Genomic DNA, 26,986 nt, shown 5'->3' with positions numbered 1-26,986 from the left:
GTCGCATAGTGACTGTGCATGACAGGCATCGGTATCGGTACCGCCCCGACCGTCCCCTACGGCCTCTCCCCCGGGCTGACCGTGAGCGAGGCACTGGCCCTGCCCTGCCTCAGCGGCGCACGACTCGTCGCCGGGGCCCGCGGCCGCGGCCGCCGTATCCGCGTCGTCAACATCATGGAAGTTCCCGACATCGTGCGCTGGATGCGCGGCGGCGAACTGCTGCTGACCACCGCCTACGCCGTCCGTGACGACGCCGAGGCGCTGAGCGACCTGATCCCCGTACTCGCCGAGCGCGGCCTCGCCGCCCTGGCCGTGAAGGTCGGTCCCTATCTGCCCGCGTTGCCGCCGGTGATGCTGGCGGTGGCGGACGAACTCGGCTTCCCCGTCGTCGAGTTGCCGGGTGCCGTCATGTTCAACGACATCCTGTCCGAGGTGCTGGGCACCGTACTGAACCGTCAGGCCCTGGAGTTGGAGCGTTCGCGCGCCATCCATGAACGGCTCACGGCGGTGGCCCTCGACGGAGGCTCCTACCAGGAGCTCATGAACGTACTCCTCGAACTGTCCGGTTGCGCGGCCGCCGTGCTCGACGAGCACGGGTGGATCCTGGCCTCCGCGGGCTCCCCGCCCTCCGACGTCCCGCCCGCCGCCGAGCGCGCCATCGAGACGGGCACCGGCGCGAGCGGCGCCGTGGCCCTGTGGCGGGACGACGCCCCGGCCGCGGATCACGAGGCCGGGGCTGCCTCGCCTTCCCCTCATGAGCTCGACACTCATCAACGGATGGCGCTCGAGCACGCCACGACCGTCGCGGCCACCATCGCCGCCCAGGAACGCGCCCTGGCCAGCCGCCAGCAGCGCTACCGCACGCTGCTCCTGATGGAACTGGTCTCACGGCCGCCGCGCGACCGCGCCGAGACCGCGCGCCGCGCGGCGGCCATGGGCTGGAACCTGCGCCTGCCCCGTGCGGTCGTCCTCGTCGAGGTCGCCTCCACCGGCACCGGCGGCCCCACCGACACCGAACTCGCTCTGGAGGAGCGGCTGTTGCCCCTTGTGCGGTCGGCGGCCGGGCCCGGCGCGATCATCTGGGGCAGTCAGAGCGGACTCGTCCTGCTGATGGAACCGGGGCCGTCCCTCAACGGCCGATGTCAGGCCCTGCACGCGGCTGTCACCGCCGCACACCCCGACTGGGACGTGGCGGTCGCCGCCGGAACCGTCCGGGACGACTTCACCGACTACCACCACAGCTACGAGGAAGCGGCTCAGACCCTGACGCTCGGCCGCGAACTGCACGGCCCAGACTTCGTCCGCGGCCATGCGGACCTGGGGGTGTACCGGCTCCTCGGCCAGCTGCCCGCGACGGAGCTCGCGGCCCTCGTCGACGACGCGCTCGGCCCGCTGCTCGCCCATGACGCCGAGCACGAGGGCAGCCTCGTCGAGACCCTCGGCGTCTACCTCCTCCACGACCGCAACGGCGTGGCCACCGCCGCGCGGCTGCACGTCCACTACAACACCCTGCGCTATCGACTGCGCCAGATCGACCGCCTCACCGGCGGTCTCGAACGCCGGCCGACAGCCCGACTCCAGACCGAACTGGCCGTCCACGCCCACCGGTTGCTCTCCGCGCGCGACCGGCGCTGAGCGTGCCCTCCGCACGGCTGACGCCGACCCCCGCGAAGGCGGGTCACTGTCACCCGTTGCCGGTAATTCCCCGTCCGGTTCTGGCACTTCGAGCCATGCTGCGAGGGGCGGGCCGCTGCCTAGAGTCGGAGCCATGGTGCTGCGAAACGCCGTGCACAAGGATCTCTACGCCGACTCCGTCGCCCTCATGAGGGTCGCCGCCCGCCTGGCCGAACCGCCGGGCGTCGAAACCATCAGCCTCGTGATGGGCACACCCGCCAACCGCGACGTCCTCGCGCGGTCGGGGCTGCTGACCAGCCCGGGCCACGACGCCGGACCCAACGACCTGCTCGTCGCCGTCCGCGGCGAACCCGACGCGGTGGACACCGCCCTCGCCCTGGTGATCGATGCCCTGTCCGGTCCCGGCGAGGGACCGGGCGCAGGACCGGAGGCCGGTGCGGACGCCGGGCCCCCGGTGCGCTCGCTCGCCGGCGCCCCCGCCGGCGCGAGCCTCGCGCTGATCTCCACCCCCGGACCGTACGCGGCCGCCGAGGCGCTCAAGGCGCTGCGCCTGGGCATGCACGCCTTCGTCTTCAGCGATCACGTGCCGATCGAGCAGGAGGTGCTCCTGAAGCGCGAGGCCGCCCGCCGCGGGCTGCTCGTCATGGGCCCGGACTGCGGTACCGCCGTCATCGGCGGCATCCCCCTCGGCTTCGCCAACGAGGTGCGGGCGGGCTGCGTCGGCCTGGTCGGGGCCTCCGGTACGGGACTGCAACAGGTGTCGAGTCTGCTGCACTCCCTGGGCTCGGGGGTCAGCCATGTGATCGGCACGGGCAGCCGCGACGTGAGCGCGGACGTGGGCGGGCCGACGATGCGGGCCGGGCTCGACGCCCTGGCCGCGGACCCCGCCACGGAGGTCATCGTCCTCGTGTCCAAACCGCCCGCGCCTCACGTGGCCGGGCAACTGCTGCGGCACGCGGGCGCGTTGGGGAAACCGGTGGTGGCCTGCTTCCTCGGCACGGACGGGACCGCCCCCGCCCCGGCCGGCGTGACGCTCGCGCCCACTCTCTCGGAGGCAGCGCGGTCCGCGGCTTCCCTTGCCGTCGGCGGAGCGCTGCCGCCGGGGGAGGAGCTGCCCAAGCTGCCCGCCCCCGCTCCGCCGCGCCGCCTGCTGCGGGCCCTGTACGCGGGAGGCACGTTCGCCCATGAGGCGGCCCTGCTGCTCGGCCCGGCGCTCGGTGACATCACCCGCACCGCTCCCCCGCCGGTGCCGGGCGCCGCCCCACGTCTGCCGGACCGGCATCTCGTACTCGACCTGGGCGACGACGAGTTCACCGCCGGGCGCCCCCACCCGATGATCGACCCCACGGTGCGCACGGCGTATCTGCGAGCAGCACTCGCGGACCCACGGAGCGCCGCGGTCGTCCTCGACGTGGTCATCGGACACGGCGCGGCGCCTGATCCGGCAGCGGCTCTCGCCGAGGCCCTGGCCGAGGCTCCTGACGACTCCCCGCCGGTGATCGCGTTCGTCGTGGGCACCGACGACGACCCGCAGGGGCTCACCGCACAGCAGCGGATTCTGCGGGACGCGGGTGCGTACGTCGTCGACAGCAGCACGAGCGCCGCACGGGTGTGCGCCGAACTCCTCTCCATCGATGGCGACTTGACTCTCGCATCCGCCGCCCCCGGCTCCGCCGCCGCCTCATCCTCCCGGATCGGAGAGACCGCATGACCGCACAGGCCGCGCCCGCGCAGGGCCTCCTGACCGGCGTACCGCACGTCGTGAACGTCGGTGTCGACGCGTTCGCCGGGCCGCCGCGGTCCGCGGGGGCGACGGTGACGGCGGTCGACTGGCGACCCCCGGCCCACGGTGATCCGGAACTCGGCGGCAGGCTCGCCCGCCTGGTCGCGCACCCGGCCGTCGAGGCGGCCAACGCCGAAGCACTCGAGCGGATACTCGGCGTCGTGCCACAGTGGACCGACGTCCGCCCGGCCGGGGAACTCATCCCTGAACTGGCCCAGGAGAAGCTCCTGTTGCACGCCGGACCGCCGATCGAGTGGCAGCGCATGTGCGGCCCGATGCGGGCCGCCGTCGTCGGCGCCGCGCTCCTGGAGGGCTGGGCCACGACGGCACCGGACGCGGAAGCACTCGCCGACACGGGAGCCATCCGCTTCGCCCCCTGCCATCACCACGACGCCGTCGGCCCGATGGCGGGCGTCATCTCCGCGTCCATGCCCCTGCTCGTCGTGGAGGACGAGGCCACGGGACTGCGGGCCTACTCCAACCTCAACGAGGGGCAGGGCCGCTGCCTGCGCTACGGCGCGCTCGGCGACGACGTGATGAAGCGGCTGCGCTGGATGGGAGAGCGCCTCGGCCCCGCGCTGCGGGCGGCGATCGGCTCGCTGGCCGAGCCGGTCAACCTGCGGTCGGTCACCGCACAGGCCCTTCAGATGGGCGACGAGTGCCACAGCCGCAACACCGCCGCGAGCGCCCTGCTCACCCGCGAGCTCTCCGCCGCGCTCGCCCGGCACGCGGAACTCGGCGGGATCGAGGCGCTGGACTTCCTGCGCGACAACAACTACTGGTTCCTCAACTTCTCGATGGCCGCGAGCAAGTTGGCGCTGCTGGCCGGGCACGGCGTGCCGCACTCCACGGTCGTCACCGCCTTCGCGCGCAACGGGGTCGATGTCGGCATCCGCGTCAGCGGCCTCGGCGACGCCTGGTTCACGGCACCCGCCGCCCCCGTGGACGGCCTCTACTTCGCCGGATACGGGCCCGCCGACGCCAACCCGGACATCGGTGACAGCGCCATCACCGAGATGCACGGCCTGGGCGGATTCGCGCTGGCCGCCGCGCCGGCGATCGTCGGCTTCGTGGGCGGCACCCCCGAGGGGGCCCGTCGCGTCAGCCAGGAGATGGCGACGCTCACCGTCGGCCGACACCGCGACTACCGCCTCCCCGGCCTCGACTTCGTCGGCAGCCCCGTCGGCCTCGACATCCGCAAGGTCGTCGACACGGGCCTCGAACCGGTCATCACCACGGGCATCGCCCACCGCGAACCGGGCATCGGCCAGATCGGCGCCGGCCTCACCCACGCCCCGATGCGCTGCTTCACGGACGCGCTGAGCGCCTTCGACGTGCCCCCGGAGCCCGGGGAATGACGGGCACGGCGGCCGGCGGGGCATCCGCACGGGCTGAGGTGACCCGCCCCGAGCAGGTACACCTCGGCACCGTCCGTCACACGCACCTCGGCACCATCAGCACGGCCGTCGCCCCGCTGCTGCACGGTCCGCCCCGGCCGGCCCGCGTCGTCGCCGCCACCCGCCACGCGGTCCATCTCGCCACCGGAGACCAGGAGTTGCCCGCGCTCGCCGTGGTGACCCGGGACGCGATCCTCCTGCCGAACGCGCTCGTGCTGCCCTTCTCGTCGGCGGACCGGCCGTTGGACCTCGACACACCGCGGGCCGGCTTCGGGGCAGGCCGCGTAGTCATCGGGCCCGTTCGCTTCGAACCGGAGGCGTCCTGGACACCGCCCCGTGTCCAGGACGCCTCCTCCCCACCGGACCCCGCCCGCCTCGGGCGGGTGGCGGCGCTGCTCGACGCGTCGGCGCACCCCCTGCCGCCCCCGCTGGCGCCCCGTCTGACCGACCTGCGCCACGCCCTGCACACCGATGACGCGGGCGAAGTCCGGCGGGCCGCCCGCGCGCTGGTCGGCCTCGGCCCGGGGCTCACCCCGTCCGGTGACGACATCCTGTGCGGCGCGCTGCTGGCGAGCCGAGCGTGGGGAGGCCCTCTCGCACCGCTCTCGGAGGCGGTCGCGGACGCGACCCTGCGCACACCACTGCTCTCGGCGGCACTCCTGCGGCACGCGGTGCGCGGCGAATGCGTGCCGCAGGCCCACGCGTTCCTGCGGGCAGTGAGCGGGGACGGCTCGTTGGAACCCGCTCTGCGCGAACTGCTCGCCGTCGGGCACCACTCGGGAGGCGATCTGGCGCGTGGGGTGCTCGCGGTGGGCCTCGGCAGAGCGGGCGCGACGCCCGGTGTCCGTGACGACTACCCGGTCAACTACCCGAGGCTGAAGCCCGGGCTTGCTGCTCGGGTCATCACTGGCGATGATGAGGCCCGGCTGCATCCAGCGCTCACGCGATGAGGGTGAGCGCAGGGGCCTGCGACTCAGCCCCGCGAACCCACGTCCACCAGCCGCGTGCGGCGATGTTGTGGGACGAGTTCAGATCCGCGTGCTCAACGAAGCCGCAGACCTGGCACGCGAACCGGGCCTGCGAGGGCCGGTTGCGTCTGTCGGTGTGATGACACTGGGAGCATTCCTGGCTGGTGTACGCCGGATCGACGTGCACCAGCGGGACCCCGGCTCTTTTCGCCTTGTAGGCGATGAAGGCGCCGAGCTGATGGAAGGACCAGGAGTGCAGCGTGACGCATTGGGGCTTCCTGAGCCGTGCCCGCTCATCACGGCCGAGGTGTGCGGCGACTTCCGGGCCGAGCTGACCGAATTCAACGGCGAGGCGGACCATGTCCACCTGCTCGTGCACTATCCCCCGCAGATCGCTCTGTCCCGGATGGTCGGCTCGCTCAAGGGCGTCTCCGCCCGCCTGCTGCGCAAGGAGTACCCGGAGCTCATCCACCGCCACCTGTGGGGCGAACACTTCTGGTCACCGTCATAATTCGCCGCCTCCGCCGGGGGCGCCCCACTACAGGTGGTCAAGGAGTACATCGAGAACCAGAAACGTCCCGGCTGAGCAACACCCCGGCTCCGCCGGGACGGCAATGCGCCGCTCCGGAGCGCCGCCACAGGATGCGATTCCACCCGATGGCTAAAGCCACGGGATTCCTCGCAAGAATCAGTTGAAGTAGCGGTTGCCCTTGTCGATGAGGTGGGAGGCGTAGACGCGGCCGATGGCCGGCTTGCCGCGGTAGAAACCGACGTAGCGCTGAGCGCTGTCCACGACGACCGGGCGCGCGAAGCAGGCGAAGCGGTTGCGCTGCTGCTGTTCGGCCCAGGCCATGGCGGCCGGGTCGACGCGCTCGCTGACGAGGACGGGGAAGGCCGCGAGGCCGGTCTGCAGGCCGACCGGGAGGCCGCCCTTGTTCTTCTTCGCGTACGTCAGGACCTGCGAGGTGAACGCGTCGACGCTCTGCGGCGTGATCTCGGGCACGGCGGCGGCGACGGTGAACAGGTACAGGTTGGTGGCCATCCAGCGCATCCGGAAGTCGGCCCGCCGCCCCACGAGGACGGGCACACCGAACCAGTCCTCCCAGCGCGTCGCGCAGCCGTCCGCCTGGAGGCGGCTCTCCACCGAGGCCAGGTAATTCCGGGCCGATTCACCGATCATGGCGGTGATTGTGCACGGTCAAGCCCGCCAGGACCAACTGGGGTGCGCCTGGTCTCCCGCGCGTCAGGCGAGGCCCAGCGCCGAGAGCGGGTCGTCGAGGACCGGCTGCCACGCCAACTCGGCTGCTCCGACCAGGCTGTTGTGGTCGAGGGTGCACGCCAGGATGGGGACGCCCCCGCTGCGGCCCCACAGGCTGCGGTCCGCGACGACGGCCCGCAGGCGGTCCGGGTCCGCGTCGAGGAGTGCCCGGTGCAGGCCGCCCAGGATGATGCGGTCGGGGTTGAGGATGTTCACCAGGCCCGCGAGGCCGAGTCCGAGACGGTCGATCAGGGCCTCGGTGGCCATCCGCACCTTCGGGTCGTCGAGGCTGCCGACGATCAGGTCACGGGCCTGCTGGAGCAGGGAGCCGTCGGGGCCCGGTTCGCGGCCCGCAGCGTCGAGCAGGGCCAGCGGGTCGGTCTCCACGTCGAGGCAGCCGCGGCTGCCGCAGTAGCAGGGCCGGCCCTCGGGGTTCACGGTGAGGTGTCCGACCTCCAGGGCGAGGCCCGAACTGCCGGTGTGCAGACGCCCGTCGAGGACGAGCGCGCCGCCGACCCCGCGGTGGCCGGTGGCGACGCACAGCAGGTCGCGGGCGCCGCGGCCCGCGCCGTGGCGGTGCTCGGCGAGGGCGGCGAGGTTGACGTCGTTCGCGGCGAACGCCGGCCGCCCGATGCCCGCCTCCCGTACGCGCTCGGCGAAGATCTCGCGGACGGGCGAGCCCGCGGGCCAGGCGAGGTGGAGCGGGTTGAGGGCGGTGCCGTCGGGCTCGGCCACCGCCGACGGCACGGCGAGCCCCGCGCCGACGCAGTGGCGGCCGGTCTCGCGCAGGAGTTGGGCGCCGGCCTCCACGACCGAGCCGAGTACCTGCGCCGGGTCCGGGTCGATGATCTCGCAGCCGGGCGTGGTGGCGACGATACGGCCTCCGAGGCCCACGAGGGCCGCGCGGTAACCGTCCGCGTGCACCTGCGCGGCGAGCGCCACGGGCCCGTCCTCGGCGACGGACAGCCGGTGCGAGGGACGCCCCTGCGACCCCGCCGCGGCGCTCGGCTTCGCGTCGATCCTGATCAGCCCGAGCGCTTCCAGCTCGGCGGCGACCGCGCCCGCCGTGGCCCGGGTCACCCCCAGTTCGGCGGTGAGGACGGCGCGGGTCGGCGCGCGGCCGGTGTGCACGAGTTCGAGCGCCGGGCCGAGAGCACCACGGCCCCGCTCGAGACGGGGCGCACGCGCGGAACCCTCCGCCTCGCCCGCCGTCTGCCCCCCGGCCCCGGAGGCCGCCTTGCCACGCATCAGCAACTCCTCGCCCTGATCACCGTGTCGCATCGTATCCGGTGAACGCCACAGCCCCTGCGGGTGAACTCACCCCCGTGCGGAGGGTGCGCAGGGCGGTCCGGCGAGTCCGGTGACGCGCATCGTGAGATTCAGGCGGCCTCTGGAGAGCCCGGTGGCCGGGTCGCCGGTGCCGGGGTACACCTTCGGCACCCCGTGGAAGGCGAGCCGCGACGGTCCTCCGAAGACCAGCAGGTCCCCGGAGACCAGCTCCACGTCCTCGTACGGTCTGCCGCGGTTCTCGGTGTTGCCCAGCCGGAAGACGCAGGTGTCGCCGACGCTGAGCGAGACGACGGGTTCCCGGGCGCGCTCGTCCTTGTCCTGGTGCATGCCCATGGTGGCGGCGCCGTCGTAGAAGTTGATCAGTGCCGTGTCGGGGTCGTAGCCGTCACCGGCCGTGTCGTTCTCGTAGGCGTCGACGAGCGCGCGTCTGCCCAACTCCTTCAGCCAGTCGGGGAAGTGGGCCACCTGCGCGCCGTTCACATCGGATGCCGTACGCGTGTAGCGGTAGGGCTGCCAGTGCCATCCGACGCACACGGTCTGGACGGACATCACGCCGCCGCCCGGCAGCCGCGTGTGGCGCATCGGCACGGGCCCGGTGGCCCAGCCGCGGCAGGCTTCGACGAGTGCGCGCCGGGCCTCGGCATCGAGCCAGCCGGGCACGTGCACGGCGCCGGGGGCGATCTCCCGGCGCTCCCGGTGCACCGGGAAGAGCGGGGGCGCGTGCGGTTCGTGCTGGCCGGCCATGGCCCCATTGTCCCCGGTACGAGGTGTCTTCCGCGTACCGGGGCGGGAGCGGGGGACGGGTCAGCGGCGCATCACCTCGACCAGCTCCGTCACCGTGCGGGCCATCGCCTCGCGGCCCACGCTCAGGTACTTGCGGGAGTCGACGGCGTCGGGATGTGCGGCCAGGAACTCCCGGATGGCCGCCGTCATCGCTATGTTCAGGGCCGTGCCGACGTTCACCTTGGCGATGCCGCCCCGGACGGCCTGCGAGAGTTCGTCGTCACCGACACCGGAGGAACCGTGCAGGACCAGCGGTACGTCGAGGCCCTCCGAGAGCTGCTTGAGGAGGTCGTGGTCGAGCGTCGCGGTGCGGGTGGTCATGGCGTGCGAGGAGCCGATCGCCACGGCGAGGGCGTCGACGCCCGAGTCCGTCACGTAGGCGCGGGCCTCCCCGGGGTCGGTGCGGGCACCCGGCGCGTGGGCGTCGAGCGGCGCGGAGCCGTCCTTGCCGCCGACCTCCCCGAGCTCGGCCTCGACCCAGAGCCCGTTGGCGTGCCCCCAGTCGGCGGCCGCGCGGGTGGCAGCGAGGTTCTCGTCGTAGGGGAGCCGGGCCGCGTCGTACATCACGGAGCTGAACCCGGCGTCCGCGGCCTGGCGGAGCAGCTCGTCGCTCTGGACGTGGTCGAGGTGGAGCGCCACGGGCACCGCGGCCGCCTCCGCGGTGGCGGCCGCGGCCCTCGCGAGGGGCAGCAGGCGCCCGTAGCGGTACCGCACGGCGTTCTCGCTGACCTGGAGGATCACCGGCGCGTTCGCGGCCTCGGCGCCCGCCACGACGGCCTCGATGTGCTCCAGGGTGATGACGTTGAACGCGGCCACCGCGGTACGCGCCGCGGTGGCCTCGGCGACGAGCGCGCCGGTTGCTGCGAGGGGCACAGCCCCTCCTTTCGGAAGGCTCGGAAGCTCGGTCGACGGTCAGCCGGCGGTGAGGATCACCGAGCGGGTGAGGTGGCGCGGCTGGTCGGGGTCGAGTCCGCGGGCGGCCGCGACGGCCACGGCGAGGCGCTGCGCGCGCACGAGTTCGGCCAGCGGGTCGAGGCCGCCCTCGATCCAGAGCGCGCCGGTGCCGGCCACCTGCTCGGCGAGCCCCTCGGGCGCCGTGCCGATCATCCAGGTGGCGGTGCCCGCGGTGGTGACGCTGATGGGGCCGTGGCGGTACTCCATCGCGGGGTACGCCTCGGTCCACGACAGGGACGCCTCGCGCATCTTCAGGGCGGCCTCGTTCGCGAGACCGACGGTCCAGCCGCGTCCCAGGAAGCTGAACTGGCCGCACTCCACGAGGCCTTCGGGCAGCGGAGTCTCCAGCGCGGTGCGCGCGTCGGCGACCGCCTGCTCGGTGTGCAGGCCGAGGTGGGCGCGCAGGAGCGTGAGCGCCGTCGTCGCGAAGCGGGTCTGGACGACGGACCGCTCGTCGGCGAAGTCGAGGACGATCACGTCGTCGGCGGCGGAGACGATCGGTGTGTTCGGGTCACCGATGACGGCGGTCGTCCGGACGCGGCCCTTGACCGCGGCCAGCAGCTCGACGACCTCGGTCGTCGTGCCGGACCGGGACAGCGCGATGAGGCGGTCGTAGGGGCGCCCTGCCGGGAACTCCGAGGCCGCGAACGCGTCGGTCTCGCCCTGCCCGGACTGCTCGCGCAGCGCGGCGAAGGCCTGCGCCATGAACCACGAGGTGCCGCAGCCCACGATCGCGACGCGCTCCCCCGGCGCGGGCAGCTTGGCGGCCTCGCCCGCGGCCAGACCCGCCGCGCGCGTCCAGCACTCCGGCTGGCTGTTCAGCTCGTTCTCGACATGGCTCATGCCGTGCCCACTCCCTGATGTGTCGTGTCCGTGGGCCGGTCGAGCACGTCGCATGCGTCGCGCTCGACCGGTCCCGCCGAGCGTATGCTCGTTCCTGCAAGAATTCGATACCTTTCGAGCATAACCAAGCATCAGGTAGTGCGCTAGGGTCACCGGAGAACGACGATTGGAGGCCGCGGATGTCCCGCGACGCCCGCTGGAAGTCCCTGCTGGAACTGCTCGTGGAGCGGGGGCGCCTGGATGTCGAGGAGGCGGCGGCCGAACTGGGGGTGTCCGCGGCCACGATCCGGCGCGACTTCGACCAGCTCGCCGAGCAGCAGATGCTCGTACGCACCCGGGGCGGCGCCGTCGTCCACGGCGTCTCCTACGAGTTGCCCCTGCGCTACAAGACCGCGCGCAACGCCTCCGAGAAGGAGCGGATCGCCAAGGCCGTCGCCGAGCTGATCACGCCGGGCGAGGCGGTCGGTCTGACCGGCGGCACGACGACGACCGAGGTGGCGCGCGCACTCGCGGTCCGCCCCGACCTCGCCTCCGGCTCCCCGGCCCTCACGATCGTCACGAACGCGCTGAACATCGCCAACGAGCTCGCCGTACGGCCCCAGTTCAAGATCGTGGTGACGGGCGGGGTCGCCCGGCCGCAGTCGTACGAGCTCATCGGCCCACTCGCGGACGGCGTGCTGAGCCAGATCACGATCGACACGGCCGTGCTCGGTGTCGTCGGTTTCGACGTCGCACACGGCGCCGCGGCGCACGACGAGGCGGAGGCGGCCATCAACCGGCTGCTGTGCGAGCGGGCGGAGCGCGTCGTCGTCGCGGCGGACTCCAGCAAGCTGGGCCAGCGCGCGTTCGCGCGGATCTGCTCGACGGAGCGGATCGGCACCCTGGTCACCGACAGCGCCGTGGACGCGGCGACGGTGGAGCGCTTCGAGGAGGCGGGGGTCAAGGTCCTCGCGGTGTGACACCCCGAGCCACACCTACGGTTCTCCTGGCTGCGGCCCCTCCCGGACGGGTGGGGCCGCAGCCGTTTTCCGTGCGCCGGTCCGGCGGATGTCGTGGCCGTCACGCCGCGAACCGTCTTGTCCCCGGCCGGGGTGGCGCCCTACCCTGACTTTGTGCCGACACTAAACAAACTCCGGGCCGTCAAGGACGACAGCCCGCGGACCGCGTCCCTCACCCGCCTGCGTATCGCGCTCACGATCTTCTTCGCGCTCGACGGCTTCATCTTCGCGGGATGGGTCGTACGCATCCCCGCCGTGAAGGAGCAGACCGGCGCTTCGGCGAGCACGCTCGGGCTCGCGCTCCTCGGCGTCTCCGCGGGGGCCGTGATCACGATGATGCTCACGGGGCGCCTGTGCAGGCGCTTCGGCAGTCATCCGGTGACCGTGGTGAGCGGCGTGCTCCTGGCGCTGAGCGTCGCGCTGCCCCCGCTCACCCACTCGGCACTCACCCTCGGCCTGGTCCTGCTCGTGTTCGGCGCCGCCTACGGCGGGATCAACGTGGCGATGAACAGTGCCGCGGTCGATCTCGTCGCAGCCCTGCGCCGCCCCGTCATGCCGAGCTTCCACGCGGCGTTCAGTCTCGGCGGCATGCTCGGCGCCGGGCTCGGCGGCCTGGTCGCGGGCCACGTCTCCCCCACCCGGCACCTCCTCGCCCTCACCGTCATCGGCCTGCTCGTCACGGCCGCCGTCGGCCCCACACTCCTGCGCCACGACGCGCCCACGGCCCCGGACGACCACGGCCGCGCACGGAACGAGCCCGCATCGGCGCCCCAGCGACCCGCCGGGCGCGTGCGCGGGCTCGTCCTCGTCTTCGGCCTCATCGCCCTGTGCACCGCGTACGGGGAGGGCGCGCTCGCGGACTGGGGCGCCCTGCACCTGGAGGAGGACCTGCACGCCCCTCCCGGAGTGGCCGCGGCAGGCTATTCCTGCTTCGCCCTGGCCATGACCATCGGCCGGATCAGCGGGACGACGCTGCTCGAACGCCTGGGCAGGACACGCACGCTGGTGTTCGGCGGCGCCACCGGCGCGGCCGGCATGCTGCTCGGCTCGCTCGCCCCCACCGTGTGGCTGGCCCTCCTCGGCTTCGCCGTCACGGGTCTCGGCCTCGCCAACATCTTCCCCGTGGCGGTCGAACGCGCGGGCGCCCTGGCAGGACCGACCGGCGTCGCCGCCGCGTCCACGCTCGGCTACGGCGGCATGCTCCTCGGACCGCCGATGATCGGCTTCATGGCGGACTGGTTCTCGCTCCCCGCCGCGCTGACCAGCGTGGCCGTACTGGCGGGCGTCGCCGCCCTGATCGGCTTCGCGACCCGGCGCGCGGCCGTCTCCTGACCCGCGCGCGACGAGCATCCGCAAGGACGTATTCCAGCCAGGTCCCATCGGGCAGACTCCCGCCATGGAGACTGCCGAACACATAGAGACGCTCGACGAGGAGGGCCGCCTCCTCGCCGGCGCCGCCGAGACGGCGGGGACCGACGCCAAGGTGCCGACCTGCCCGGGCTGGGCCGTACGGGACCTTCTGCGACACGTGGGCATGGTGCACCGCTGGGCCACGGCGTTCGTCGCCGAGGGGCACACCTCGTACCACCCCGACGCCGGTCTGCCGGATCTGGACGGCGCGGAGCTCATCGCCTGGTTCCGTGAGGGCCACGGCCGGCTCGTCGGAACGCTCGCCGGGGCCCGGCCCGACGTGGAGTGCTGGACGTTCCTGCCCGCACCGTCGCCGCTGGCGTTCTGGGCGCGGCGGCAGGCGCACGAGACGACCGTCCACCGGGTGGACGCGGAGTCCGCGCTGGCCGGTAGGCCCGGCGTCATCCCCGCGGAGTTCGCGGTCGACGGCATCGAGGAACTGCTGCTCGGCTTCCATGCGCGCGGCCGGAGCAAGGTGCGGTCGGACACCCCTCGCCTGCTGCGCGTGCGGGCCACCGACACCGGCCGGTCGTGGACCGTACGGATCTCGCAGGAGCCGCCGGTCACCGAGCGGGACGGGGCGGGCGAGGCCGACTGTGAGCTGTCGGGGCCCGCGGCGCGGCTCTATCTGTCGCTGTGGAACCGGCTGCCGTTCCCGGGCCTCACCGGCGACGCGTCACTGGCCGCACTGTGGCGGGAGCGCTCGGGGGTCACCTGGAGCTGACGACGGGCCGGGCCGCCCGGGGAAATCAGCCCTGGGCGCGATCGGCGAGCATCCGCCCCAGTACCGCGCGCTGCAGCGGCCGGACCTCCGTGTGCAGGTCGCGGCCCTTCCGCGTGAGGCAGACCCGTACGCCGCGGCGGTCCTCGGGGCACATGCCGCGCTCCAGGAGGCCGTCCTTCTCCAGGCGGCCGATCAGGCGCGACAGGGCACTCTGGCTGAGGTGGACCTGAGCGGCGATCTCCTGCACGCGGAAGGAGGAACTGCCGTCCTCCGCCGTACTGTCGGCCAGGACGTCGAGCACCTCGAAGTCGCTGGCGCCCAGGCCGTGCCGATGCAGCTCACGATCGAGCTCGCACATGGTGCGCGCATGCACCGCAAGGATGTCCCGCCACTGATCCACGAGGCCGGGCTCGGCCTTTTTCGCCGCCATGACCGCACCGTAGCAGAAAAGACGGGCATTGTTGCATCGGAATTAAATGCACTTGCAGTCAATGCATACGCATGTAGTCTGCTCCGCATGACCTCTCCGCTCGCCAACACCCCTGCGTCCCAGGAGCGTTGGTCCCCCCGTCTGTGGGGCACACTGCTCGTCCTCTGCGCCGCGATGTTCCTCGACGCACTCGATGTGTCGATGGTCGGAGTCGCCCTGCCGTCCATCGGCTCGGAGCTCGACCTGTCGACGTCGACACTGCAATGGATCGTCAGCGGCTACATCCTCGGCTACGGCGGCCTGCTGCTGCTCGGCGGCCGCGCGGCCGACCTGCTCGGCCGGCGCCGGGTGTTCCTGATCGCCCTCGGCGTCTTCGCCCTCGCGTCCCTGCTCGGCGGACTCGTCGACTCCGGGCCGCTCCTGATCGCCAGCCGCTTCATCAAGGGCCTCAGCGCCGCGTTCACCGCGCCGGCCGGCCTGTCCATCATCACCACGACGTTCGCCGAGGGTCCGCTGCGCAACCGCGCGCTCTCCATCTACACGACCTGCGCCGCCACCGGCTTCTCCATGGGCCTCGTCCTGTCCGGACTGCTCACCGAAGCCAGCTGGCGCCTGACCATGCTGCTGCCCGCGCCGATCGCAGTGATCGCGCTGCTCGTCGGCATCAAGCTCATCCCGCACAGCGAGCGCGAGAAGAACCACCGCGGCTACGACATCCCCGGCGCCATCACCGGCACCGCGTCGATGCTGCTCCTCGTGTTCACCGTCGTCCAGGCGCCGGAGGCGGGCTGGGCCTCGGCCCGCACCCTGCTGTCCTTCCTGGCCGTCGCCGTACTGCTCGCGGTCTTCGTCTCCATCGAGCGCCGCTCCCCGGGCCCGCTGATCCGCCTCGGAGTGCTGCGCTCCGGCCCACAGATCAGGGCGCAGCTCGGCGCGATGGCGTTCTTCGGCTCGTACGTCGGCTTCCAGTTCCTGGTCACCCTGTACATGCAGTCCCTGCTCGGCTGGTCCGCGCTGCACACCGCGCTGGCGTTCCTGCCGGCGGGCGCCCTCGTGGCGCTCTCCTCGACGAAGGTCGGCGCGATCGTCGACCGGTTCGGCACCCCGCGCCTCATCGCGGCCGGCTTCACCTTCATGGTGATCGGCTACGCGCTGTTCCTGCGCATCAACCTCGACCCGGTCTACGCGTCCGTCATCCTGCCGACGATGCTCCTGATCGGCGCGGCCTGCGCCCTGGTGTTCCCCTCGCTCAACATCCAGGCCACCAACGGCGTCCACGACGACGAACAGGGCATGGTCTCGGGGCTGCTCAACACCTCCGTGCAGGTCGGCGGCGCCATCTTCCTCGCCGTCGTGACGGCCGTCGTCACCGCGAACTCCGGCGAGGGCTCGTCCCCGCAGGCCGTCCTCGACAGCTTCCGGCCCGGTCTCGTCGTCGTCACCGCGATCGCGCTGGCGGGCCTGCTGATCACCCTCACCGGGCTGCGGACACGGCGTCCGCAGAGCACGGTCCTGATCGCGAAGTCGGTGCGGGAGGAGGAGTCGGTGCACAAGGACTCGGTGCGGGAGGAGTCGGTACTGGAGGGGTCGGACGCCGCGCGCACGGAACGCGTCGCGGTCCACGACTGAACCACGGATCCCTCGACCGGCCCACTGAACCTCGACCCACCCACGGGTGCTCGACCCGAGCCCACACGCTCGACCTGACCGCACGCGGGTGCGCCCGGCCGGCAGTCCCCTGCCGCCGGGCGCACCCGCGTGTCAGTGGCGCGTATCAGCGACGCGTGTCCGCTCACCCGAGCCAGCCGGGCCTCACCAGGCCCGACTCGTAGGCGAGGACGACCAGTTGGGCCCGGTCACGCGCGCCGAGCTTCACCATCGTGCGGCTCACGTGCGTCTTCGCGGTGAGCGGGCTGACGACGAGGCGGCGGGCGATCTCCTCGTTCGACAGGCCGATGCCGACCAGCGCCATCACCTCACGCTCGCGCTCGGTGAGCTGCCCGAGCGACCCGGCGGCCGCGGGCTCCTTGGAGCGCGCCGCGAACTCCGCGATCAGGCGACGGGTCACCCCCGGCGAGAGCAGCGCGTCGCCTTGCACCACCGCCCTTACGGCGCGCAGCAGTTCCTCGGGCTCGGTGTCCTTGACGAGAAACCCGGAGGCTCCGGCGCGGATCGCCTCGAAGACGTACTCGTCCAGTTCGAAGGTGGTCAGCATGACCACCTTCACGGCTTCCAGCGCGGCGTCGTCGCTGATGCGGCGGGTCGCGGCGAGCCCGTCGAGGACCGGCATCCGGATGTCCATCAGGACGACGTCGGGCCGCAGTTCGCGTACGAGGCGCACCGCCTCGTCGCCGTCGGAGGCTTCCCCCGCGACCTCGATGTCGCTCTGCGCGTCGAGCAGCGCCCGGAATCCGGCGCGGACGAGCGACTGGTCGTCGGCGAGCAGTACGCGGATCAACGGTTCTCCTCCGTCGGCGTGAAGGGCAGTTCGGCGAGCACCCGGAAGCCGCCGTCGGGCCGCGGTCCCGCCTCGATCGTGCCACCCAGCGCGGCGGCCCGCTCACGCATTCCCGCCAGGCCGTTCCCGCTGCCGCCGGCCGCCTCGTGGCTCGCCGGCCCGTCGTCGTCGATGCGCAGGGACAGCGCGGTCCCGGTGTACCGCACCTCTACGCGCGCGTTGCGCGACTCCGAATGCCGTACGACGTTGGTGAGCGCCTCCTGCACGATGCGGAACGCGGCGAGGTCGGCTCCGGGCGGCAGCGCCGCGCGGGATCCTTCCGTGGCGATGTCGACGCCGAGGCCCGCGCTCGCGGCCTGCTCCACGAGTTCCGGGAGCCGGTCGAGGCCCGGGGCCGGGGCGCGCGGCGCGTCGCCCGGGGTCCGGAGCGTGTCGAGGACCTGGCGGACCTCGCCCAGCGCCTCCTTGCTCGCGGACTTGATGGTGGTGAGGGCGGTACGCGCCTGCTCGGGGTCGGAGTCGAGCAGCGCCAGACCCACGCCCGCCTGGACGTTGATGACCGAGATGGAGTGCGCGAGCACGTCGTGCAGCTCCCGCGCGATCCGCAGGCGCTCCTCGTCCGCGCGCCGCTCGGCGGCCTTCTCGCGCTCGGCGCGCTCCTTCGCCCACTGCTCGCGACGCGTTTTGACCAGCTCGGAGAAGGCGACGATCGCCAGGACCCACGCGGCGATGAAACCCTCCTGCCCCCAGGACGCCGCCTCGTCCCCCGACGGCGGCAGATACGCGTACAGCCAGTGCGCCACGAGGACATGCCCCACCCAGAACAAGCCGACCGCCGCCCACGCGGCTCTGCGGTGCCCCGCGACGATCGCGGCGTAACAGCCCACCGCCACGGTGATGAAGACCGGACCGTACGCGTAGCCCGCGCCGAGGTAGAGCGTTGCGCAGGCCGCCGTGCCGAAGGCCACCAGGACCGGGTACCGCTGGCGCCACAGCAGGAGAACGCCGCCCGCGAGCAGCAGCACGCGGGCGAACACGTCGAGGTCGGCCCGACCGGTCTGGGCGTGTGCCGCGAAGGTCGAGCCGACGAGGACGAACGCGGTGATCAGGACGGTGGACCGCCAGGGCCAGCGCGGCCCTTCCTGCCCCGAGGCTCCCCACCAGGGCGGCCCGAACCGACCGCGCCGGGCGACGCCTTTCGCCGTCCAGGGCGGCCCGTAGCGCCCGAGGTGCGGCGGACCCGCCCAGGTCCGGGGCGGGCCGCCGGCCCCGCGTACGTGCTGCTCATCCATGACCGCAACGCTAGACGCCGCACGCCGTCGCGGGCGTCAGCCGGGCGTGGTGACCGCACCTACTCCGCGGGGAGTACGCGACGCGGTTCGGGCGGCGCGCGGCGCGCCCGGGGCACGACATTCACTCCGGGGCGGAGGCATGTCATTCCCGGGGCAGCACCAGGCCCACGCCGTGGGCGAGCTGCGTCGCGGCGTGCGTGAAGAAGGTGGCACGGTCCTCCACGACCCGGTTGAACTGACCGAACAGCTCGAAGCCGATCAGGCCGAACAGCTGCGCCCAGGCGGCGACGAGCGCGGCCACCACGGCGGGCGGCAGGTCGGGGGCCAGGTCGGCGCCCAGCCGCTCGGCCTCGGGTCGCAGCTCCTCGGGGAGCGGCGGCTCCGCGATCCCGCGGCCCTGATAGGCGTCGCGGACGATGCCGAAGAACAGCAGACCGACGCGCGACGCCGCCGGGACGGTTGTCATCGGCGCGGTGTATCCGGGCACGGGCGAGCCGAAGATGAGCGCGTACTCGTGCGGGTGGGCGAGCGCCCAGGCGCGGACGGCTTCGCTGACGGTGACCCAGCGGCGTACCGGCGCGATGCTTCCCGCCTTGCTGTCGGTGCTCTTCGACGCCTTCTTGAGCAGGGCGGCGTCCGCCTGCTCGGCCGCCTCGCCGATGGAGTCGTACGCGTCGATGATGAGCGCCGTCAGGAGGTCGTCGCGGCTGGGGAAGTAGCGGTAGAGCGCCGAGGAGACCATGCCCAGCTCGCGCGCCACGGCGCGCAGGGACAGCTTGGCCGCGCCCTCGGCCGCGAGCTGTCTGCGGGCCTCGTCCTTGATGGCGGCGGTGACTTCTTCCCGTGCCCTGGCCCTGGCTCCTCGTGCGGTGCTCATACGGGCAGTGTCCCACGACTTCGGAGCAGTGCACACGTTCCGGATCGATGCACGCGTTACGGATCGGTGCACTCATTTGGGAGCAGTGCACACAGTGGTGAGCAGCGCCCTCGGCGACGGCGAACAGAAAAGAGAGCACCGCTCTTGCTTTGGATCACCGATCTCGTGCACACTGATCTCAAGCGAGAGCAGTGCTCTCGCAACCGAGATCGAGACCGACTCCAGCGGCGCTCACACCGCGCCACCCACACCCAGGAGAACCCCATGACCGCGAACGCCCAGTCCGGCTCGTCGTCCTCCCCCAGCCCCTACTACCTGAAGGGCAGCCGCCTCAACGTCCGGCTGAACGGCGTGATCGGCTGGCTCGCGCGGCACGGCGTCAGCCTGATGGGGTCCGCCGAACTCTCCGTGCGCGGCCGCAAGAGCGGCCAGATGCAGCGCATCCCGGTCAACCCGCACACGTACGAGGACGCGCAGTACATCGTCTCGGCGCGCGGGCACTCCCAGTGGGTGCGCAACATGCGCGTCGCCGAAGCCGGCGAGCTGCGCGTCGGGCGCAAGGTCCGTACGTTCACCGCGACCGAGGTGCCCGACAGCGAGAAGCTGCCGATCCTGCGCAGCTACCTGGAGAAGTGGGGCTGGGAGGTCAACCAGTACTTCCAGGGCATCACCGCCAAGTCGACCGACGAAGAGCTGACCGCCGCCGCACCGGACCACCCGGTCTTCCTCATCACGGTCGAGAAGTAGCCTCCGGATCGTCGTCGACCGACGGCGCGACCGGCGCGGCCGGCCGGTCCAGACGGCTCAGGACGCGACCGGCCATCGGGTACGTCCTGACGATCTCGCCCAGCGTCGTCGAACCGCGGGTGATGCGGGCGAACGCCTTCCACGCGGGCCGGAACCCGGTGATCGCCGCATGCAGCACACCGGGCCTGCGCTCGAAGACCGTCAGCATCCGCTTGCCGACGCTCATCTCGACCCCGAGACCCGCCTTGACCGCGAACGCGTAGTTCAGAGCCTGCCGGCGCGCGTCCACCGCGTCGTGCGCCTCGGAGACGCGGACCGCCCACTCCCCCGCGAGACGACCGGAGCGCAGCGCGAACGAGATGCCCTCGCGGGTCCACGGTTCGAGAAGTCCCGCCGCGTCACCGCAGACGAGTACGCGGCCGCGCGAGAGTGGCGAGTCGTCGGCGCGGCAGCGCGTCAGATGGCCGGAGGAGACCGACGGTTCGAAGCCGGCGAGGCCGAGCCGGGCGATGAAGTCCTCCAAGTACCGCTTGGTGGCGGCACCCTCGCCCCGCGCCGAGATCACTCCGACGGTCAGGGTGTCCCCCTTGGGGAAAACCCAGCCGTAACTGCCGGGCATCGGGCCCCAGTCGATGAGGACGCGGCCCTTCCAGTCCTCGGCGACCGTCTCGGGCACGGGAATCTCCGCCTCGAGGCCGAGGTCGACCTGGTCGAGCTTCACCCCGACATGAGCCCCTATGCGGCTGGCACTGCCGTCCGCCCCGACGACGGCGCGGGCCAGGACCGTCTCGCCGCCCTGGAGGATCACGGCGACCGTGCGACGGTCGGGCACGGCCGAGCCGTGCTGCTCGACCCGCGAGACCGTCGCCCCCGTGCGCAGTTCGGCGCCCGCCTTCTGGGCGTGCTCGACGAGCTGGTGGTCGAAGTCGGCGCGGTTCACCAGGCCGAACAGCATGTGCCGGGAGCGCCGGGTGCGGGTGAACTTCCCGTCGAGGGAGAACGTCACCGCGTCGATCCTGTCCCGGAACGGCAGCTCGAACCCCGGGGGCAGCGCGTCCCTGGAGGGGCCGATGATGCCGCCGCCGCATGTCTTGTACCGGGGCAGTTCCGCCTTCTCCAGAAGGAGGACGCTGCGTCCGGCGACCGCTGCCGCGTAGGCGGCGGAGGCGCCCGCGGGACCGGCGCCCACGATGACGACGTCCCACACCTGCCCGCCGCCACCGGCGTCCGCCGCGTGCTCGCCCGTACCGTTGCCGCCCGCCGAGTTCTCGCTGCTCACGATGGTCTACTGCTCCCGATCCAGCCGCCTGCCGCACCTTTCCCAGGCATCCTACGGCGGTGTCCTGCCGACCCCCTGTGGGAGGATCGGCGCTGCATGCCCTGTGCACGAAACGCTCACGCACACCAGCCGACGGCGGACCCGCACGGACGCGTGCGAAAGCCGCATACGTATACACACGTGCAACGTCGCACCTACGAGGAGCGTTCCCATGTCACCGAATCCGATCGCCGAGACCGTCGCCTCGCTCATGCCCGGGGCCCGGACCGAGCTCGCCGAACTGGTGGCGTTCAAGTCGGTGGCGGACTTCGACCAGTTCCCGAAGAGCGAGAGCGAGGGCGCCGCGAGCTGGGTGGCGCACGCGCTGCGCGCCGAGGGCTTCCAGGACGTCGCGCTGCTCGACACCCCGGACGGGACGCAGTCGGTCTACGGTTTCCTGCCGGGCCCCGAGGGCGCGCCGACCGTTCTCCTGTACGCGCACTACGACGTGCAGCCGCCGCTGGACGAGTCGGCGTGGGTCACTCCGCCGTTCGAGCTGACGGAGCGCGAGGACGGCCGCTGGTACGGGCGCGGCGCCGCGGACTGCAAGGGCGGGGTCCTGATGCACCTGCTCGCGGTGCGGGCGCTCAAGGCCAACGGCGGCGTCCCGGTGAACGTCAAGGTGATCGCCGAAGGTTCCGAGGAGCAGGGCACGGGCGGTCTCGAGCGGTACGCCGAGCAGCACCCGGAGCTGCTGAAGGCGGACACGATCGTCATCGGTGACGCGGGCAACTTCCGGGTCGGCCTGCCGACGGCCACGTCGACGCTGCGCGGCATGACGCTCATCAGGGTCCGGGTCGACACGCTCGGGGGCAACCTGCACTCGGGACAGTTCGGCGGCGCGGCCCCGGACGCGCTCGCGGCGCTGGTGCGGATCCTCGACTCGCTGCGCGCGGAGGACGGCTCGACGACGGTCGACGGTCTCGCGACCGACGCCGCGTGGGACGGTCTCCAGTACGACGAGGGCCAGTTCCGCAAGGACGCCAAGGTCATCGACGGTGTCGAGCTGATCGGTTCGGGCACCGTCGCCGACCGCATCTGGGCCCGCCCCGCCGTCACCGTCCTCGGCATCGACTGCCCGCCCGTCGTCGGCGCTACGCCGTCCGTGCAGGCCGGGGCGCGCGCCCTGATCAGCCTGCGGGTGCCGCCGGGCACGGACGCCGTGGAGGCGACGAAGCTCCTCGTCGCGCACGTCGAGTCGCACACCCCGTGGGGTGCCCGCGTCCAGGTCGAACAGATCGGACAGGGCCAGGCGTTCCGCGCGAACACCGACAGCCCGGCGTACGCGGCCATGACGGAGGCGATGAGCGTCGCCTACGACGGCCAGGAGATGCAGTACGCGGGCCAGGGCGGCTCGATCCCGCTGTGCAACACGCTGGCGTCGCTGTACCCGGAGGCGGAGATCCTGCTGATCGGCCTGAGCGAGCCCGAGGCGCAGATCCACGCGGTGAACGAGAGCGTGTCGCCGCAGGAGCTGGAGCGCCTCTCGGTCGCCGAGGCCCTGTTCCTCCAGAACTACGCCGCGATCTGAGCCGCGCAGCCGCCACCTTCGCCCCGGGCGGAACCCTTCTGCCCGGGGCGTAGCCATGTCGCCCGGACAGCCGCCCGTCCCTACGGTCGGCGTATGAGCATCTACGCCATCACCGATGTGATCGAGGTCGTCCCCCGCCTGCACCTGTTGCGCTTCCCGGTGGGGCAGGCCTATCTGTGGGACGACGGGGACGAGTTGACGCTGGTGGACGCGGGGGCGGCCGGCGCCGGGGCGGCGATCGCCGACGCCGTCCGCGCGCTGGGCCGGCATCCGCGCGAGGTGCGCCGGATCGTCCTGACACACTTCCACGAGGACCACGCGGGCGGCGCGGGTGAGTTCGCGGCGCTCAGCGGGGCGGTGGTGTACGCGCACCGGCTCGACGCGCCGTTCGTACGCGGTGAACGGACGGGTCCTGCACCGGAGTTCGAGGACTGGGAGCGCCCGCTGCACGCCGAGGCCCTGAAGCTACTCCCGCCCCCGCCGACGGACCCTGTACTGCCGCGTGAAGTACGGGAGTTGGCGGGCGGTGAGACGCTCGACTTCGGCGGCGGCGCCCGCGTCGTCGCGGTGCCCGGGCACACGGACGGCAGCATCGCGCTCCATCTTCCCCACCACGGTGTGCTGTTCACGGGTGACGCCGTGGCCGCCTCCCCGCTGGACGGGCAGGTCATGCCGGGTGTGTTCAACCTCGACCGCCGCCGGTCCGTCGAGTCCCTCCGCACCCTGGCCTCGCTCGACTCCGACGTGGCGTGCTTCGGGCACGGCGACCCCGTGACGAGCGGGTCGGCGGCGGTCCGGCGCGCGGTGGCCGCGCGCCTGGACGCCGCCTAGTCACCCGTACGGCGTCAGCTGCCCACCGGCACTCCGGCCTCCAGGTAGAGGGCGGCGCCGCGCTCGCGGGCTCGCAGCGCCCAGCGCAGGCGCTCGTACCGCACCGGAGGCATGAGTCCGGCGGCCTCCTGCTCGGTGACGAACCGCCAGCCGCGCAGTTCCGGACCCGGAAGGATCATGCGGCGGGCCTCGGCGCCGTCGAGGCGCCCGCCGTCGAAGAGCAGCCGCAGGCCGCCGTACGCGGGGGGTGCGGGCGCCTCCCAGTCGACGACGAGCAGCCCGGGCAGCTCGGGGAGCTGTATCCCGGTCTCCTCGGCGACCTCCCGGACCCCGGCCCTGGCGGGAGCTTCCCCGGGTTCCACGACACCGCCGGGGAACTCCCAGCCGGCCTTGTACGTGGGGTCGACGAGCAGGACGCGGTCGTCCTCGTCGAAGAGCAGTACGCCCGCGGCGACGGTCTCCCCCGTGGGCTCGGGTGTCTGCACGATGTCGCAGGGCTCGACGGCGCCGGTGCGCACGGCGTCGGCGATGCGGACGGCCGCTTCGTACGCACTCAGTGCGCTGGTGTCGACGGGGTGGGCGTCGGCGGCGAGCCAGGTGGCCAGCGCCGTGCCGTAGGCCTCGATGTGCTCGTAGGGCCACTGCCGGACGCCCATCTCGCCTGTCTCGGCTGTCTCGCGTATCTCGCCGTCGGGCGAGTCGGGCCGTGTCTCGCGGCGGGCCGTTCGCTCGCGCAGGATCGTTTCGGCCGGGGCGAGAAGCACATGGCGTACGGGGATCCTGCGGGCGGCGAGACCGCCGAAGATCTCGTCGCGGTACTCCTGCCTGAGCAGGGTCGCCGGGACGACGAGAACGCCGCCCACCTCGGCGAGCAGCGCGGCCGCCGTGTCGACGACGAGGCGCCGCCAGATCCGCAGGTCCTGGATGTCGGTCACCTCGGCCAGGTGCTTGGCGGGCAGCAGCCGCGCCAGTTCCCCGCCGATCACGTCGGGGTCGAAGAGCGTGCTATTCGGGATCAGCTCGATCAGTTCCCGTGCGGTGGCGGACTTCCCCGCACCGAAAGCACCGTTGATCCAGACGATCACGGTTCCCCCTCCTCCGTCGGCCCCCTGAGGCTTGCCCGCAACAGCGTGCGCCGGAAACCAGCACCTGATGGGGGCGCGCCTCGCGTACGCCTCGCGCACGTCACCGAGGTCCGCGAACGAGCCGCGAGGGCCGCTTAGGATCCGCTCCGTGGACCTTCCCGAAGAGTTGATTCGCATGCAGCACGACGCCGACGACAAGGGCCGCACTCTGGAGCACCTCGACGAAGGGGAGCGCCAGGCACAGCAGGAGGCCTGGTTCGAGGCGGCGGCCAAGGTCGAGGCCGCGGTCACGGCGTTCGCGCAGGAACAGAGCCTGAACCGGCACGACGTACAGAAGACCCTGCGCCAGGCCGCCCGCCGGCCGCACTCCCAGAGCTGACTCCGGACGGTGTACGGGAGCGCTCTCCCCATGAGGTGGGCCCGCGCGGCCGAGGGGATCCATGCGACAGGGTGAACATCGCCGCGGCGGCACGGGCACGCCCCCGGCGCCTGCGGTGGTCTACGAGACCGGTGACTGCGTCGTCGTCGAACTGCGCGGCGAGGTCGACATCGTGACGCTCCAGGGCTCCGTCGCCCTGCTCGAGACGGTGGCAGCGGGCCCGGCTGCCACCGTGGTCATCGACCTGACCCGCACGACGTTCCTCGACTGCTCGGGCCTGACCCTCCTCCTGCGCACCCGCCGCCACGTCGAGTCCCGCGGCGGCCGCCTCAGACTGGTCTGCGACCACCCCCTGACGCTGCGCCTGCTGGAGGTGACGGGCCTGCTGCCCCTCTTCGCCCCGGCCCCGACCGTCGAGGCGGCGACACGGCAGAACTAGAGCGGCCGGTTCCGGCTGTCCCTTGCTCGACCCCAGCGTGAGTCCCGCGATGAAGTGTCTCTGCAGGCGCAGGAACACCATGATCGTGGGGAGCGCCACGAGGACCGAACCGGCAGCCAGCAAGCTGTAGTCGGTGAAGAATTGGCCATCAACGTTGGCCGGCCTGGGGCGATGAGACCAGTCGCCTGCCGCAGCGCTCTGACCAGACATCAAGAGGTGCGATTGCTTGCCATTGAGTTCTATCAGCTGGTACCGGGAGAGATTCCTCCCGCTCCCCAGTCACTCCCCAGGGCGCCCGGGGCGGGCCCGATAGGGGGCTTTTTGGGTCGAAGCGCTGTGCTCGACCGCTCGCACCGCGCCCGACGCACCGGCTGGACACACCCCCAACTCACGGTCGGCCTCGGCCATGCCGGCGCGGGCGGCCCGGCGCAGCTCGCGTGTCCAGGGCATCGCCCGCAGCGCCACGTAGAGCACCGGAACAACAAGCACGATGAGGAGGGTTCCCGCGAACGGATGCGCCCCGGCCCAGTGGGCGAAGCGCACGAAGAGCAGCAGGCCGGCGCAGAACACAGCCCCGATCAGCGCGAGGGCGACCACCAGCACGCTCAGGCGATCGCCCCCGCCACGGGCGGGGGTGCGCAACTGGTCCTGGGACGCGCACCTGTTCACGCTGTCGGGCTCGCGTGTCACCACTGAATCTCCTCGTCCGTCAGTGAACGTCGTGGAGAGACAGGTACCCCGGGAAACCCCGACCATGATCGACTACTTGCGCGTGCACCACACCGCGTAGGACCGGGGTGTGAGCACGTGTTCAGCGTCGACGCGACGTTCTGGTACGCGCCCAGCCACCGGCTCCCGCCAGATGGAGAGCCAGAGCGGTGAGTCCGAGGAGCATGACGTTCACGGACGAGAAGACGTCGTTCGTCGCGATGTCGGCGGCATTGATCAGGAATGCCAGGAAGAGCAGCACGGCAGAGGCGATGGCAAACATGGGAACTCCTGTTCCTAGTCGTTGTCGCCCGTGTGCCCGCTTTCGTGTTCCGTACTGCTTCCCGGGTAGCCGCAACGTGAGCGGCGACGCGATGTGGCGGCTCTTACCGAACGACACCTTGGAGGCGTCATGCCCGGCATTCTCGACCGGATCAAGCAGTACAGCCGCAGTCCGCAAGGCCGGCGGGCCATCGCGACGGCGCGCCGGACGGCCGCGGACCCCCGCAAGCAGGCTCAGGCTCGCGCGTGGCTCGACCGACTGCGGCGTCGCTGAGCGACGACGATGTCGCGCTTAAGGAACGGTAGCCACACATGACGAAACAGCGCAGACGACTCCCAGTGTCCGAGTCGGCTGCGCTGCCGCGGTCCCGCGTGCGCCACCGCGAGGGGTCCGGGTGCAGGCGGTCGGGTGTGGACGTGCGTCATCGGTCTGCACTCGGCCTCGTTGCCGGCACGGTGCGTCGTCCGGGCCCGGGGCCGGCATCGTCGGATCCCGGGTCGGCAAGCGCACCCACCCGGGCGGACCTTGGCCAACCCGCCCCTCGCCGAGGAGATGCCGGTGCCGA

Annotated in this window: 27 protein-coding genes and 2 pseudogenes; 14 read left to right on the top strand and 15 right to left on the bottom strand. The window is 72.3% G+C overall.

Annotated elements, in window-relative coordinates:
- The first annotated feature begins 18 nt into the window (after nt 1-18).
- From OHO83_RS39030 to OHO83_RS39015, 4 genes are all read left to right on the top strand, one after another.
- The gene (locus tag OHO83_RS39030) at nt 19-1,635 is read left to right on the top strand and encodes a PucR family transcriptional regulator (RefSeq protein WP_266667339.1); all 1,617 of its coding nucleotides are present in this window, start codon (nt 19-21) and stop codon (nt 1,633-1,635) included.
- A gap of 133 nt (nt 1,636-1,768) precedes the next feature.
- On the top strand, nt 1,769-3,346 hold the full coding sequence (fdrA, locus tag OHO83_RS39025) for an acyl-CoA synthetase FdrA (protein WP_266667341.1): 1,578 nt from the start codon (nt 1,769-1,771) through the stop codon (nt 3,344-3,346).
- The gene (locus tag OHO83_RS39020; RefSeq protein WP_266667343.1) at nt 3,343-4,776 is read left to right on the top strand and encodes a DUF1116 domain-containing protein; all 1,434 of its coding nucleotides are present in this window, start codon (nt 3,343-3,345) and stop codon (nt 4,774-4,776) included. Before fdrA ends, OHO83_RS39020 begins: the two co-directional genes overlap by 4 nt.
- A complete protein-coding gene (locus OHO83_RS39015; RefSeq protein ID WP_266667345.1) occupies nt 4,773-5,765 on the top strand; it encodes a DUF2877 domain-containing protein in 993 nt (330 codons plus the stop codon). The genes OHO83_RS39020 and OHO83_RS39015 overlap by 4 nt, the downstream gene beginning before the upstream one ends.
- Here OHO83_RS39015 and OHO83_RS39010 read toward each other — a convergent pair.
- Complete coding sequence (locus OHO83_RS39010) at nt 5,755-6,144, bottom strand: transposase (RefSeq protein WP_323186836.1); 390 nt, start codon at nt 6,142-6,144, stop codon at nt 5,755-5,757. The genes OHO83_RS39015 and OHO83_RS39010 overlap by 11 nt on opposite strands.
- Between OHO83_RS39010 and tnpA the strand changes: the two are divergent.
- Nucleotides 6,070-6,369: pseudogene (tnpA, locus tag OHO83_RS39005) on the top strand (IS200/IS605 family transposase); the annotation flags it as partial. The gene OHO83_RS39010 and the pseudogene tnpA overlap by 75 nt on opposite strands.
- Nucleotides 6,370-6,471: 102 nt before the next feature.
- Here tnpA and OHO83_RS39000 read toward each other — a convergent pair.
- The 5 genes from OHO83_RS39000 to OHO83_RS38980 form a co-directional block, all read right to left on the bottom strand.
- The gene (locus OHO83_RS39000; protein WP_266667347.1) at nt 6,472-6,963 is read right to left on the bottom strand and encodes a levansucrase; all 492 of its coding nucleotides are present in this window, start codon (nt 6,961-6,963) and stop codon (nt 6,472-6,474) included.
- A 63-nt stretch (nt 6,964-7,026) separates the two neighbouring features.
- Nucleotides 7,027-8,289, bottom strand: a complete 1,263-nt coding sequence (locus OHO83_RS38995) for an ROK family protein (protein WP_266667349.1) — start codon at nt 8,287-8,289, stop codon at nt 7,027-7,029.
- A gap of 69 nt (nt 8,290-8,358) precedes the next feature.
- A complete protein-coding gene (locus OHO83_RS38990) occupies nt 8,359-9,075 on the bottom strand; it encodes an alpha-ketoglutarate-dependent dioxygenase AlkB family protein (protein WP_266667352.1) in 717 nt (238 codons plus the stop codon).
- Nucleotides 9,076-9,135: 60 nt separating this feature from the next.
- Nucleotides 9,136-9,987, bottom strand: a complete 852-nt coding sequence (locus tag OHO83_RS38985; protein WP_266667354.1) for a class II fructose-bisphosphate aldolase — start codon at nt 9,985-9,987, stop codon at nt 9,136-9,138.
- A gap of 39 nt (nt 9,988-10,026) precedes the next feature.
- A complete protein-coding gene (locus OHO83_RS38980; RefSeq protein ID WP_266667356.1) occupies nt 10,027-10,911 on the bottom strand; it encodes an SIS domain-containing protein in 885 nt (294 codons plus the stop codon).
- Nucleotides 10,912-11,090: 179 nt separating this feature from the next.
- On the opposite strand from OHO83_RS38980, the gene OHO83_RS38975 reads away from it, so the two are divergent.
- The 3 genes from OHO83_RS38975 (at nt 11,091) to OHO83_RS38965 (ending at nt 14,043) form a co-directional block, all read left to right on the top strand.
- The gene (locus tag OHO83_RS38975; RefSeq protein ID WP_266567508.1) at nt 11,091-11,870 is read left to right on the top strand and encodes a DeoR/GlpR family DNA-binding transcription regulator; all 780 of its coding nucleotides are present in this window, start codon (nt 11,091-11,093) and stop codon (nt 11,868-11,870) included.
- Between the two features lie 153 nt (nt 11,871-12,023).
- A complete protein-coding gene (locus OHO83_RS38970; RefSeq protein WP_266667359.1) occupies nt 12,024-13,241 on the top strand; it encodes an MFS transporter in 1,218 nt (405 codons plus the stop codon).
- Between the two features lie 64 nt (nt 13,242-13,305).
- Nucleotides 13,306-14,043: a maleylpyruvate isomerase family mycothiol-dependent enzyme gene (locus tag OHO83_RS38965; protein WP_266667361.1), complete on the top strand. Its 738-nt coding sequence runs from the start codon at nt 13,306-13,308 to the stop codon at nt 14,041-14,043.
- A gap of 25 nt (nt 14,044-14,068) precedes the next feature.
- Here the strand turns inward: OHO83_RS38965 and OHO83_RS38960 are convergent, their stop codons facing one another.
- Entirely contained in the window at nt 14,069-14,473 is a 405-nt protein-coding gene (locus OHO83_RS38960) for a MarR family winged helix-turn-helix transcriptional regulator (RefSeq protein WP_266667363.1), read from the bottom strand.
- A gap of 87 nt (nt 14,474-14,560) precedes the next feature.
- Here OHO83_RS38960 and OHO83_RS38955 point away from each other — a divergent pair, with 87 nt between their 5' ends.
- Nucleotides 14,561-16,102: an MFS transporter gene (locus OHO83_RS38955; protein WP_266667365.1), complete on the top strand. Its 1,542-nt coding sequence runs from the start codon at nt 14,561-14,563 to the stop codon at nt 16,100-16,102.
- 163 nt (nt 16,103-16,265) lie between these two features.
- On the opposite strand, the gene OHO83_RS38950 is transcribed toward OHO83_RS38955, so the two are convergent.
- From OHO83_RS38950 to OHO83_RS38940, 3 genes are all read right to left on the bottom strand, one after another.
- Nucleotides 16,266-16,931 (bottom strand): response regulator, encoded by a 666-nt coding sequence (locus tag OHO83_RS38950; RefSeq protein ID WP_266667367.1) that lies wholly within the window; start codon nt 16,929-16,931, stop codon nt 16,266-16,268.
- Nucleotides 16,928-18,223, bottom strand: coding sequence for a sensor histidine kinase (locus tag OHO83_RS38945; protein WP_266667369.1), 1,296 nt, complete (start codon nt 18,221-18,223; stop codon nt 16,928-16,930). The genes OHO83_RS38950 and OHO83_RS38945 overlap by 4 nt, the downstream gene beginning before the upstream one ends.
- A gap of 142 nt (nt 18,224-18,365) precedes the next feature.
- Nucleotides 18,366-19,100, bottom strand: coding sequence for a TetR/AcrR family transcriptional regulator (locus tag OHO83_RS38940; protein WP_266667373.1), 735 nt, complete (start codon nt 19,098-19,100; stop codon nt 18,366-18,368).
- Nucleotides 19,101-19,364: 264 nt separating this feature from the next.
- Here OHO83_RS38940 and OHO83_RS38935 point away from each other — a divergent pair, with 264 nt between their 5' ends.
- Nucleotides 19,365-19,847: a nitroreductase family deazaflavin-dependent oxidoreductase gene (locus tag OHO83_RS38935; protein ID WP_266667376.1), complete on the top strand. Its 483-nt coding sequence runs from the start codon at nt 19,365-19,367 to the stop codon at nt 19,845-19,847.
- On the opposite strand, the gene OHO83_RS38930 is transcribed toward OHO83_RS38935, so the two are convergent.
- Entirely contained in the window at nt 19,831-21,126 is a 1,296-nt protein-coding gene (locus OHO83_RS38930) for a geranylgeranyl reductase family protein (RefSeq protein WP_405637098.1), read from the bottom strand. The two genes, OHO83_RS38935 and OHO83_RS38930, sit on opposite strands and share 17 nt — an antisense overlap.
- Before the next feature lie 211 nt (nt 21,127-21,337).
- On the opposite strand from OHO83_RS38930, the gene OHO83_RS38925 reads away from it, so the two are divergent.
- Together OHO83_RS38925 and OHO83_RS38920 are read left to right on the top strand one after the other, a co-directional pair.
- Nucleotides 21,338-22,696, top strand: coding sequence for a dipeptidase (locus OHO83_RS38925; RefSeq protein WP_330280570.1), 1,359 nt, complete (start codon nt 21,338-21,340; stop codon nt 22,694-22,696).
- Between the two features lie 93 nt (nt 22,697-22,789).
- Nucleotides 22,790-23,527: an MBL fold metallo-hydrolase gene (locus tag OHO83_RS38920; RefSeq protein WP_330280569.1), complete on the top strand. Its 738-nt coding sequence runs from the start codon at nt 22,790-22,792 to the stop codon at nt 23,525-23,527.
- 14 nt (nt 23,528-23,541) lie between these two features.
- Here the strand turns inward: OHO83_RS38920 and OHO83_RS38915 are convergent, their stop codons facing one another.
- Entirely contained in the window at nt 23,542-24,612 is a 1,071-nt protein-coding gene (locus OHO83_RS38915; RefSeq protein ID WP_330280568.1) for an NUDIX hydrolase, read from the bottom strand.
- Between the two features lie 148 nt (nt 24,613-24,760).
- Here OHO83_RS38915 and OHO83_RS38910 point away from each other — a divergent pair, with 148 nt between their 5' ends.
- Together OHO83_RS38910 and OHO83_RS38905 are read left to right on the top strand one after the other, a co-directional pair.
- Nucleotides 24,761-24,991: a hypothetical protein gene (locus OHO83_RS38910; RefSeq protein WP_266667384.1), complete on the top strand. Its 231-nt coding sequence runs from the start codon at nt 24,761-24,763 to the stop codon at nt 24,989-24,991.
- A 61-nt stretch (nt 24,992-25,052) separates the two neighbouring features.
- Nucleotides 25,053-25,430: an anti-sigma factor antagonist gene (locus tag OHO83_RS38905; protein ID WP_266667386.1), complete on the top strand. Its 378-nt coding sequence runs from the start codon at nt 25,053-25,055 to the stop codon at nt 25,428-25,430.
- Between the two features lie 18 nt (nt 25,431-25,448).
- Here OHO83_RS38905 and OHO83_RS38900 read toward each other — a convergent pair.
- From OHO83_RS38900 to OHO83_RS38890, 3 genes and pseudogenes are all read right to left on the bottom strand, one after another.
- Nucleotides 25,449-25,586: pseudogene (locus OHO83_RS38900) on the bottom strand (carbohydrate ABC transporter permease); the annotation flags it as partial.
- A 123-nt stretch (nt 25,587-25,709) separates the two neighbouring features.
- Nucleotides 25,710-26,120 (bottom strand): hypothetical protein, encoded by a 411-nt coding sequence (locus OHO83_RS38895; protein ID WP_330280567.1) that lies wholly within the window; start codon nt 26,118-26,120, stop codon nt 25,710-25,712.
- A 121-nt stretch (nt 26,121-26,241) separates the two neighbouring features.
- Nucleotides 26,242-26,421 carry a hypothetical protein gene (locus OHO83_RS38890; protein WP_266667389.1) on the bottom strand — a complete coding sequence of 60 codons (180 nt, stop codon included), beginning with the start codon at nt 26,419-26,421 and terminating at the stop codon, nt 26,242-26,244.
- Between the last annotated feature and the right edge of the window lie 565 nt (nt 26,422-26,986).

Source organism: Streptomyces sp. NBC_00569, from assembly GCF_036345255.1.
Taxonomy (GTDB): Bacteria; Actinomycetota; Actinomycetes; order Streptomycetales; family Streptomycetaceae; genus Streptomyces.
The sequence above is the reverse complement of the archived record's forward strand: the minus strand, read 5'-3'. Positions and strand labels throughout refer to the sequence as shown.